Here is an 11,804-nt window from a genome sequence, read left to right on the forward strand (position 1 = left end):
GTGCTTTACATGAAGACCGCGGATCCGAGGCCGGAACGATTCGTCACCCCGGAGCTATGGGGGCGGGCGACTGCCGAACTGGCACGGCATCCCGTCGCCCGCACGGACCATACCGAAGTGCAACGGCCGGCACCCGGAATCGATGCATGGGAAGGAGGTTTCGGCATCAGAAAGGGATGGGCAGGACGACCACTCTGACACGCCGTATTAGACACACATTTTGTCCATTAACCCTCAATTTCGAGGCCTAGTGCCCACCCTAGTCATGTTTACAGTGGTATCACATAATAACACACAAATTATGAGTCATGCGAATGTTGGGAATACAAACTTTTAAGATCGGAGCGGATGACGGGAGTCGAACCCGCCTCTACAGCTTGGGAAGCTGTCGTTCTACCGATGAACTACATCCGCATATTGCATAAGCAACTTGAGCGATTCTAGCATATGCTCACGAAGACGTGCCCAGCATTGGCACTATTCAGCCATTCGGCAGCCTTCAACTGGATTCCTCAACAGCGTCCACCAAGCAGTCGCAACCGCAGTCTCAACCGCCGTCACCGTCTGATCAACCGCAGCAAACCGCCTCAGTTGATATTCTGCAGACCACGCATCTCCTGAGCCATGACCATAAGGCGCTCAATCCTATCCTCGGTCGGAGGATGCGTGGAGAACAGCTTTGAAAAGCCACCGGCAGTAAAAGGATTGGCGATCATCATTGCAGAAGCAGCCTGAGTTCCCGCGGTCTGAGGCATGGGATTGCTCTGCACCCCGCCGGAAATCTTGCTCAAAGCCGACGCCAAAGCCTCGGGGTCTCCCGTCAGCCTGCTGCCGTCTTCATCCGCATCATATTCACGAGTGCGCGAAATCGCCATCTGAATAAGACTCGCAGCGATAGGCGCCAAAATAACGCTTACCAAAGCACCGACAGCACCTAAAGCACCTGAGGAGTTGCGATCGTCTCGATCTCCTCCGGTGTACATAAGGCTATAACCCAAATACGTAATCACCGTTGCAAGCGCCGAAGCAATTGCCGAGGTGAGGATATCGCGGTTATAGACGTGCATGAGCTCATGTCCAAGCACACCGCGCAGTTCCCTCTCATTGAGCATTCCCATAAGGCCTTCGGTGCAACATACTGCCGCATTGCGCTCATTGCGACCCGTTGCAAACGCATTCGGGCTTTGAGTCGGAGCAATATAAATTCTCGGCATGGGCTTGCCTGCGCGTGCTGAAAGTTCGCGCACAATGCGGTACAGCTGCGGTGCTTCTTGTTCGCTTACTTCTTTCGCATGCATTGAAGCAATGGCGATTTTATCGGAAAACCAATACGAGATGAAGGTCATACCAATGCCGATAAGCAAATAAATACTCAGCGTCGCCTGCTGCGCGCCGGTAAGCCACCATATCAGCATGATGATGCCCCACATCAGGGCGAAAAGCATGGTCGTCTTCAAACCGTTGTAATGACCATGCACACGCATATTGCCGTTCATGAGTCACAGCCTATGCGGCATGTCTGAACTTTTCCTGAATATGTGCTGATGGGGAAAAGTGACTTCATATGGTACTCTCAGCATCCTTTCATGGACGCTGCTCGAGTGCAGATTGGCTTTATCTCACTATCGGTAAAACACTATCGGCAGACAAGTGTTGCTCTTGCGATATTCCGCAATATTGCGTCCTCTCAAACCCGGTAGCATCATCGGCGGGCAAACTCAGCCGCCACATCATGCAAGCGATCCAATAAGCACATAAGAAAGCTCGTCCTCGGCAGGAATACCCACCGAGAACGAGCTCAAATATGCGGCTTATTCGCGAGTCACATTGAAAGCGACCTTATGAGATCACTTCTCTTCGTGACGTTTGCGACCGAACACCGAAACCAGTCCGATGCCCATGAAGCCGAGGGCTGCAAGCAGCACCGCGAAGATGTCGGAACCGGTTGTTGCGATCTTTGCGGCCTTCTTGGTCTTGTTGATTATGACGCCAGTGTGCTTGGAGTCGTCACCGCCCTTGGCCGGAGCCTTAACTGTCACGTTTACCGTGATGTCTTCATAAGAGCCATCAGGATAGGTAACGCGCACGGTGCCGGTCGAGGTACCAGGCTTGCTCAAATCAGGCAGCTTGGTCCAGTCAACAGTGGTGCCTTCTGGCAGATCACCGATATTGCCAATGGCATCCGCAGGATTTGGCTTCGTGCCGGTTGGCGTCGTGATGTCCTTGCCTTCAGGATCATACAGATCGGCATCGGTACCAACCTTGACATTGATCGTCACCTCATCGATGGATCCGTCAGGATAGGTCACTACGACAACACCGGTCTTGGTGCCAGCCTCGTTGGTGTCCGGAGAGGTCTTCCAATCCACCTTGGTGCCTTCTGGCAAGTCACCCAGGTTCTTGATAGCCGCTGAGGCGTCGGGCAGAGCACCGCCCTTATTCACCTTGATATCCTGGCCGATTGCATCGTATGCTTCGGCATCGGCACCAACCTTCACAGGAACCTCAACGGTATCCTGCGAACCATCAGGATAGGTGACGGTCACAGTGCCGGTCGAAGTACCGGGCTTGCTGGTGTCCGGAGTCTCGGTCCATTCAGCCGTGGTGCCATCAGGCAAGTCGCCCATATTTTCAATGACATCCTTTGCATCTGGAACATTGCCGCCGGTTTCTGTGGAGACATCGTCCTTGGCGATTGGATCATAGGCTTCAGCATCCGTGCCCACCTTCACAGGCACGGTCACAGTGTCCTTCGAGCCGTCAGGATAGGTGACGGTTACGGTACCTGTGGTCGAACCAGGCTTGGTGGTATCGGGCTTTGGCTCATCCCACGTCACCGTAGTTCCCTCTGGCAGATCATCAAGGTTCTTGATGGCATCCTCTGCATTGGGCAGCTCATTGCCAGTGCCAACCTTGACTTCTTGACCTTCTGGGTCGTAGGTGTCGGCCTGCGAAGTGACCTTGACCGTGGCTTCAACCTCATCGGTGGTGCCATCAGGATAGGTCACCACAACCGTACCGGTCTTATCGCCAGCCGTGGAGGTGTCAGGAGCACCATCCTTCCACTCATAGGTCGTGCCATCAGGCAGATCATCCTTATTGGCAATACCATCCGAAGCCACCGGAGTGGAGCCAGCGACAACCTCGATTGGCTGAGCCTGAGGAGTGAAGGCATCCTTGGCATCGCCGTAAGTCAGTGGCACATACACGGCATCCTTGGAGCCATCGGCATAGGTGACGATCATCTGAACTGCCACATTCTTGCCGTTGGTCGGGATGCTCGTGCCTTCAGCCAGCTTGATGCTTTCCACGACACCATCGGCAGGTGTTGGCGTGACAGTTACCTGCTTTGCCAGGTCATCTTCGGTGACCGTCGTACCGTATGGCACATTCAGTGCCTCAGCAGTGGCATCATACTTCGTGGCATCAGTACGGTTATCCGTCACCGTGACGGTGACAGGAACCTCATCGGTAGTGCCGTCAGGATACGTCACCACGATGGTTCCGTTCTTGTCACCAGCTGTGGTGGTATCAGGAGCGCCATCCTTCCACTCATAGGTCGTGCCATCAGGCAGATCATCCTTATTGGCGATGCCATCCGATGCAGTAGGAGTAGATCCAAGATCGGCCGTAATGGGAGCAGCGGTTGGGCCGTAACTATCCGAAGCATCACCGTAGCTGAGCTTGACAGTTACCGTATCCGTAGTCTTATCTGCGTAAGTCACGACGAACACAACGGCGTTATTCTTACCCGAGGTTGGGATAGTTACACCATCGGCGAGCGCAATAGAGTATGAATTGTCGGCAGGTGCTTCACCGTTGAAGGTGATCTTGGCCTTGAGTTCCTCCTCCGTTGCGGTCTTTCCGTATGGCTTTGTCAATTCGCCGCCCTGGGCATCGTACTTGATGGAGTCAGCGCGGGTATCCAAAACGTTCACCTTGACTGGTACTTCATCGGTAGTGCCGTCAGAGTACGTGATGACAACGGTTGCGTCCTTTTCGCCTACGGTGGAGGTGTCAGGAGCACTGTCCTTCCACTCGATGCTAGAGACGTTTGTCAGCTCGGTTGGGTTTGCAAGAGCTGTGGAAGCAGATGGAGCATCACCATTGAGCACAGCGGTAACGTCTTGTCCCTGTGGATTGTTGCGTTCTGCGCTCGTACCGAAGACGACGCGCATTGGCACGGTATCCTTGGAGTCATCTGCATAGGTGACCACCATGTCTACGGTGTTAATGCCGGAGGTTGGCAGTTCTTCGCCATCGAGTAGTGCAACGCTCTTCACATCGCTTGCATTGGCAAGTTCCGGTGAGTATGCGATGTTGTTTTGCAGCTCTTCGAGAGTGACGGAACCATCAATTGGCTTGCGGATGACTTCTTTCGCTGATGTCGTGTACTTTTCTGTAGCGGTGCCGAATGCTACGGCTACGTTGACATTTTCAGAAGAGCCATCCTTGTAGGTGACGACCATAGGAACCATGTTGATCTTTCCTGCTGTAGGCAGGTTGTTTGGATCTGCTGGGGCGATGGTATCTACTGCGCTCTTGTCTGGGCTGACGGTAACCGCATTCGCCAGTTCGTCTGCGGTGAGCGTGGAGCCATATTCCTTTTCGATGGCGCTACCGGTTGCGGTGTACTTTTCAGCAGCCGTCTGGTAGGACAGGGTTACGGTGACGTCATCCGTAGAACCGTCTGGGTAGGTAATTACGAGTGGAATATCGTTGTCGATTCCGCTGGTGGGGATACTTGCACCGTCTGCGAGTGCAACGGTTGGCGTTACGCCATCTGCAAGCTCAGGGTCATAGGTTATGGTTGCAGCCAAATCATCTAGCGTTGCCGTTTCGCCATATCCCTTGGTGAGGGAATTGCCGCGTGCGCTATAGGTTTGTGCCTGCGTCGCATTTTCCGCAACAGCAATGTTGATGGTGACCTTGTCGATGGAACCGTCGGGATATGTCACCACAATTGTTGCCGGCACATCGCCTTCATTGCTCAAATCCGGCGTGCTTTCCCACGTATATGTGGTTCCATCAGGCAGATCGGATTTATTGCTAATCAACGTTGCGGGATCGGGAACAGTGTCTCCCAGCTTAGCGACAGCATCCTTTCCAATGGGTTCATACTGATCAGCTTGGCTATCCGCAATGGTGATAACCGTGCCAACGGAAGTGTTCACTCCCTTAGGATCGGAACCGACCAGCACCGCCTTCTTCACCGTGCTCGGAATGGTATCGGCTGGAATGCTGAGCGTGAATGCGCCGGATTCCAAGTCAGACAGCGGAATCTCATACGTCGCATAAGTTACGCCATTTGCCGTTTGGCTGCCATCTTCATCGGCTTGGACGAGCTTGACGATGGCTTTGCCGGAAGCCTCATTAGTGGCGTGAATTTTCTGCGTGGTATCCGCAGGATTGTCATACACCGTCTTCGGCATGGTGCCAGTAATGGTGTTATCCAATGTACGCACTATTGAAGTCGTCTCGGTAGTCGGTTCGTTGACCTTGTACTGACCGCCATCTGTGCCTACGGTGTTGTCATCGTAGAGCTCCTGAGGGTCTGGCACGCCGTCGCCATCGGTATCGACATTGGTGTGGTCATATCCGAAAGCGAACTCCACGAAATCGAAAACGCCGTCGTTATCGGTATCGTTCGACTGCAGATACGAGTTTGCGTAGGAATTGGACAGAACCTTAGGTGTTGCACCATTATCCGCCTTACCGGTCAAACCGCCGAAGATGTACTTATTTTGGTAATCTGCGACAAGACCGGACTGGAAGTTCAGTGTCTTCCCATCCTCTTGAACGAGTTTCTTGACGGTATCAGTGAATTCCTTAAGAGAAACTTCGTCCTTGAGTTTGTAGGAAATCGTATAGCTTCTCGGCTGTCCAAGCGTGCCCCAGAACACATCATTGGTATTGGCCCGTGCTTTATTCAACTGAGCGAGGGTAAGATCATCTCCATACTGGGCAATGGAAAGCGCGGAATCCGTGCCGGTATCGACCCTACCGTCCGCGGTCGTGTTGATGGACCACTTGGTACGGCCGGTATCCACATACTTACCCTGCTCGTCCGAATTGTAAAGCTGCGTGCCCGTGGTATCAATGAAAGGCAGCAGCTCTTCAGGAATCTGCTCACGGATGTAAACAACCCAACCATAATCCGCCTGCAAGTAGTTTTCTGTGGGCTTGAAGGTATGAACCGAGTTGATGCGCATCGTCGTTGGGTCCATCACGATAAGATCCGAGACACCACCGCCGATTGCCGAATTAGAGAACCCGCTGTCTAGCTCATTCACCAAATCAGGATTGTTTTGCTGAATGAAGCCCGTAGAAACGGCATCGCTAGCAATGGCTCCATTACCCTTAATCCACACGGATTCAAAATTCAGCTTCTCATCGGCAAGACCTAAAGATTCTAGAGTCGCACCATCCTTGAGCTTGATAGTGATAGTCTGCGTCAGAGCACTACCGGCGGGACCTGGACGCACGCCGCCAGCCACAGCGATTGGAATTGCCCATGTCGCACCATCGAAGTACTTCTGCATGGAATTCGAGCCGACCATGATGGAGTCGATCTGCTTATAGAATTCATCCTCCATAAAGCTGAGCACATACTTGCCAGCCCACTCATTCGTGGTACTCGTGCCCCAACTGGCAACACCATCCGCAAACTTTACAATTTGCAGTTCGATTGTTCCATCGGAGTTTACGCCGATGTAGTTTGTCTTGGAATACCGAAGGTCAGAATCCTCGATGCCCGTTGCGGAATAGTGGGTTTCTGTATCGATTGCTCGAGAGGAAGTTCCATCAGCCGCAAACGCGGAGCCGACGCCCCCAACTCCCACAGCACCCACCAATGCGAGCGCAGAGATTCCGGCAATAAGCCGGCTCCCCCCCCCCCTCCAGCAATATACTTTTTTACTGCTTCTCCAGCAGCCTCTTTCTTTCTCATATCCCTTACTTTCTTCGTTGTTTGGATAATATGAAATGCAATAGGAAATTGCCTCATCCAGGCAAGATCTGTTCGAATTTGCCTACAAATAATAGAAATTCATTGAGTGATTATACATGAAATGTCTATTTATGTTGGGTAAACAACAATTGAATTTGTTCAATGGCAATTCTTGAAGCCGGTTGTCGCGAAACCATGTTCGGACATTGGGTTCGTAATCCAAAACACATTCAGCGGTATCGATATCGGCCACTCGGATGAACTTGCGGACAGAGACTGCGGCATCAGATCCAGGTTGATTTCTCTTGCAGTGAAAATCTCATGACGAAAGGTTTCGAAGTGTCATTTCAATGCGAATGTCCAATGAGCGAATATGTCCAGATCGCTGTCTATGAGTCGGCTATATTCGCATTCCGCCATCATTGCATTGATACCGCCTCTCCGCACGATTATCGCAGGCCATGAAATGCGCCTCTTTCCGCATATCGCTCAAATGCAAAATACCGGGACACATCGCAGTGTGCCCCGGTACTGAAATTGATACTTGGGTCTAAGTTTATGCAGCGACCCGCGCATCGCCGCACGCCCCGCATATCGCAGAAGTCGACTTTACTTATCGCTCTTCTTCGGCATAATCCAGAATTTCAACAGTGGATAGCTCACCACCACTGCGAGCAGGGTGTTCACAATGGTTGCCACCGTAGACGCCAGGCCGACATTCATGCCCCAACGCACGCACATATCAGTGACATAACCGGGCAGTACCAAGTTCACCACCACCACGATGATTGCGAGAATCGCATATTTCCATGCCGCATCTTTGAAACTCGAATCCGACTTGAACACCCACTTCATCTGCACAATGAAATTCACTACCTGTGCCAGAACCTCAGCAAAGAGGAAGGTAAGGAATCCTCCCAAACCGTTGGAATTCGGTGCGGTGTAATTGAAAATCAGGAAGCTGAACGGCTGGGTCATGCCCATCGCCGAGACGAATACCGCAGTGCCAATCCATGCCACAATAAAGCGGGTGGCAGTGGAAATATTCGAGAGCACATTGAAGAGAATGAACTCCCAAATATTCGGATGCTCGTCAATCCAACGTCGCATTGGACCGAGGGCTCCTGTGTAACGTTCCTTATTGTCTTTCACCGACACGCTTGTCGGCTTTTCCGGATTGCGGGTCGTCGTGTTGTTTTCGGTCATTTGTTCAGCTCCTTTGCCACACGCTTATTGGCGGATTGATTACGGAAATACGATGCAATGAAAGATCCGATACCACGGAATGTGCGGCCATTGGCTATTGCCGTCACGGCGTCAACCATGGCCGAGTCCACCATGCCCTGAGTCATCTTGCTCATGGCACGCGGAGGCATATTCAGCAAAAACAGCGTATTCAAATCAGGCGCACCTGTTTTCTCGCGGATCTTGACCTCGCGCTTGGAAAGCGTTTTGGCAACGGTACGAGCTAACCAGCCCTTGGAGTTACGCCAATCGGAAATAGGATCATTCGAATTGAATACGGTTGTTTTGGCCGGAGCGATCACCCCGTGGCCAAACAAGGTTGCCATCTGTGCATCGGTGACCTGCTTGACCTTGCCTTCGAGATACGCGCCCAGTGCAGGATCTGCAGGAACCGGCGCCACGCCTTCGGTACGCTCAAGCGGAGCGCTGAGCACGATATCCTGCGCATCCTTGCCGATCATCACAGTCCATTCGCCGCTCTCCTCTTGCCAAGCGTTCGATTGCACATCAAAATGACGGAAGGTGTAACGGTCGAAATCAATGCGAATAGTGGCGCTTTCATGTGCACCCAATCTGACCTTCGCAAATCCCTTGAGTTCACGATCAGGGCGAAGCACTCCACCCTGTGGTCCGCGGACATACATCTGTGCCACGGTCGCGCCTGCAATATCCGAATCATTGCGCACAGTGAAGCTCACGCCTTCATCGTCCACACTCAGATCCGAATACGAGAACTGCGAATAGCTCAGTCCATAGCCGAAGGGGAATCGCACCGCTGTGCCCGTGGTGGTGTAATACCGATATCCGACAAACGGTCCCTCACGATATATGGCGTCGCGACCCGTTGCCGGATACCAATCGGAGCTCGGGCAATCTGAATACTGCATCGGCCAGGTCTCGGCCACATGTCCAGAAGGATTCACTGCGCCGGTGAGCGCCCGGACAGTTGCCGAAGCGCCGGCTTGACCGCTCAATCCCACATACAACAATGCCGACACATCATTTGCCCATGGCAATTCCACAGGAGAGCCGGCAACCAGCACGGCGACAACAGGCTTACCCGTTGCGCACAACGCCTGAACCAAGTCATTCTGTGCCTGGGCAATAGCCATGGTGGAACGGTCAAGACCTTCGGACTCGCTGCGCTCATCCAATCCAACCACAGCCACGATGACCTCTGTCTTGTCATTGCCAGCCAAGGCAACCGCGTCCTCAATAAGCGCGCGGTTCGCGGTTCCCTGACGTTCATAGCCCTGCTCATAGCCCACGACTTCAAGATCCGAAGACTGCTTCAACTCATCCAGCAGATTTTCGACCTTGGTTGCATTCACCTTAGATGAGCCAGATCCCTGATATCGCGGGGTTTTGGCCATATCGCCGATAACTGCCACACGAGTGCCCGATTTCAGCGGCAACACTTCGTTACGGTTGGACAGCAACACCAAGGATTCTTCTGCAACACGTCGTGCCACCTTATGATGCGCTGCCTTCACGTCTTCGCTCAGCAAGTCATCCCGCGAAACGCCGGTTGTTTTGGTCAATTGGGCCAGTTTGGCCACTTCGGCTGCACGAACATTCAAATCCGCTTCCGCCAAGGTGCCGGCACCGACCGCGCCGACCAATTCGCGTACCGAAGTGTATCCCGGAGAGGGCATTTCCAGAGTGCCACCAGCTTTCACAGCCGCAACAGCAGAATTGGAACCGCCCCAATCGGAGATGACGGCACCGTCAAAGCCCCATTCATCGCGCAGAATATCCTGCAGAAGATGAGCGTTCTCATGAGCGTAGACACCATTGATCTGGTTATATGAACTCATAATCGACCACGGCTTGGCCTGTCGCACCGCAATCTCGAAAGCAGTCAAATACAGTTCGCGCATTGTGCGCTCATCGACCACGGAATTGGAAGCCTGACGCCTGAGTTCCTGGCTATTGACCGCGAAATGCTTGGGGCAGGCAGCAATGTTATTGCTCTGAATGCCTTCGATAAGCCCGGCAGCCATACGCCCCGCCACTTGAGGATCCTCAGAATAATATTCGAAATTGCGACCGCACAAAGGATTTCGCTTGATATTCATGCCAGGTCCCAGCAGCACATTCACATCAAGGTCATGCGCTTCTGCACCAAGCGCTTCACCCATAGTGCGTGCCAGTTCAGGATCCCATGAATTCGCCACTGTTCCTGCAGTCGGGAAGCATGTGGCAGGCTTGGAAGCCCCCAAACCCAAATGATCGCCGCTCCCCAATTGCCGACGCACACCATGAGGCCCGTCACTCATCACAAAACTTGGTATGCCTGCACGTTCATTGCCGCGTGAGTCCCACTCGGATGCACCTGAAAGCAGCAACGCTTTCTCAAGCACCGATAGTTCTTCGACTGTCATGGCTCTCCCTCGTACGCTCGTAGTCTGTCATATTCGCCGCCATGCGAAAACACCGCACCAATGCAGCCTCGCATAGTCTTCGTTATCTTGATTCAACCCCACAAATCCGGAAGATTTGCACGCCACGACATAACACGTCAATTTCATTGCATAAACGGTCACGAAATAGTCATGGAACACTAATAGCAGCATTCGTTGGAGGCACACGGGTCGCATTCGCAGTCCGGCGACTCGTCCTTTCGAGTTCAGATCAGCCCCTTGCCCAAGGCGAACGCACCTATGCCAATGCAAAGCGGTGATGCTATCGTCATAAGCATCACATGTGATGTATGCGCATAGGAGTGGTCGCATCCCAACAACGCGAATCAAACTTTGCACATGCACAATATGCGCAACCAATACGTGCCCACAAGGCGCATTATCGCAGCGACAGCAGCTACCGGCACCTTGCCGCCAATCCAGAGAGGCAGCAAGCCCGTGACGAGGAGGATCTTCATGGAGGCAACCCACATTGTTGTGGCCATGGCCGATGACGAGCCACAAGTGCGAGTGCAGATGAAGGACATGCTGCAGCGATACGGCGCAGAGCAGCAGGTGGAATTCACCGTGCATGAATTCTCCAGCGGCGAGGAATTATTGAAATCGTACCGTCCCGATTACGACCTGGTGATGCTCGATGTGGAAATGGGTGCCAGGGATGGCTTTGAAACGGCCAAGGCGTTGCGCAATATTGATCCTGCGGTGGATTTGCTATTCGTCACCAATATGGCACAGTACGCCATACGCGGTTATGAAGTTGATGCCACGAGCTATTTGGTGAAGCCCGTTTCCTATTACGCATTGTCTCGGGAACTAGGCAGATGCATTACGCGCAAACGTCAGCGCGAGGCTACGGATGCGTTGTCGTTCTCCTCAAATGGCGTGGTTTCGCGGGTTCCCTTGAGCAGCATTGTGTATATCGAAAGTGTGCGGCACAAAATAATCGTGCATGGTTTCGATACGCGCTATGAATTCAATGGCGCTTTGAAGAGCTTGCTGCCTTTGTTGGAAGACAAGGGTTTCTTCCTGTCCAATAGCTGTTATGCGGTGAATATGCGTTATGTGACGGCATTGGGTGCCACGAGTTGCACTATGAGCGATGGCACGGAATTGGCTGTTTCTCGACGCCGTAAAAAGGATTTCAAAGAGGCTTTGGCCGGCAGTATCGGCTGATTTCCGCCGATTAT

Annotated in this window: 5 protein-coding genes and 1 tRNA gene; 1 reads left to right on the forward strand and 5 read right to left on the reverse strand. The window is 52.8% G+C overall.

Annotated elements, in window-relative coordinates; translation table 11 throughout:
* Positions 1–343 precede the first annotated feature (343 nt).
* The 5 genes from BITS_RS05715 to BITS_RS05735 form a co-directional block, all read right to left on the reverse strand.
* Positions 344–414: transfer RNA gene (locus BITS_RS05715), tRNA-Gly, on the reverse strand.
* A 173-nt stretch (positions 415–587) separates the two neighbouring features.
* Positions 588–1,496: a zinc metalloprotease HtpX gene (gene htpX / locus BITS_RS05720; RefSeq protein ID WP_026642724.1), complete on the reverse strand. Its 909-nt coding sequence runs from the start codon at positions 1,494–1,496 to the stop codon at positions 588–590.
* 351 nt (positions 1,497–1,847) lie between these two features.
* A complete protein-coding gene (locus tag BITS_RS05725; RefSeq protein ID WP_026642723.1) occupies positions 1,848–6,842 on the reverse strand; it encodes a Rib/alpha-like domain-containing protein in 4,995 nt (1,664 codons plus the stop codon).
* A 716-nt stretch (positions 6,843–7,558) separates the two neighbouring features.
* Positions 7,559–8,059, reverse strand: a complete 501-nt coding sequence (locus tag BITS_RS05730) for a GtrA family protein (RefSeq protein WP_044259586.1) — start codon at positions 8,057–8,059, stop codon at positions 7,559–7,561.
* A 92-nt stretch (positions 8,060–8,151) separates the two neighbouring features.
* The gene (locus tag BITS_RS05735; protein ID WP_026642721.1) at positions 8,152–10,578 is read right to left on the reverse strand and encodes a glycoside hydrolase family 3 C-terminal domain-containing protein; all 2,427 of its coding nucleotides are present in this window, start codon (positions 10,576–10,578) and stop codon (positions 8,152–8,154) included.
* Positions 10,579–11,073: 495 nt separating this feature from the next.
* On the opposite strand from BITS_RS05735, the gene BITS_RS05740 reads away from it, so the two are divergent.
* Entirely contained in the window at positions 11,074–11,790 is a 717-nt protein-coding gene (locus tag BITS_RS05740) for a LytR/AlgR family response regulator transcription factor (protein WP_034534364.1), read from the forward strand.
* Positions 11,791–11,804 lie beyond the last annotated feature (14 nt).

Source organism: Bifidobacterium tsurumiense (assembly GCF_000741765.1).
Lineage (GTDB): Bacteria > Actinomycetota > Actinomycetes > Actinomycetales > Bifidobacteriaceae > Bifidobacterium > Bifidobacterium tsurumiense.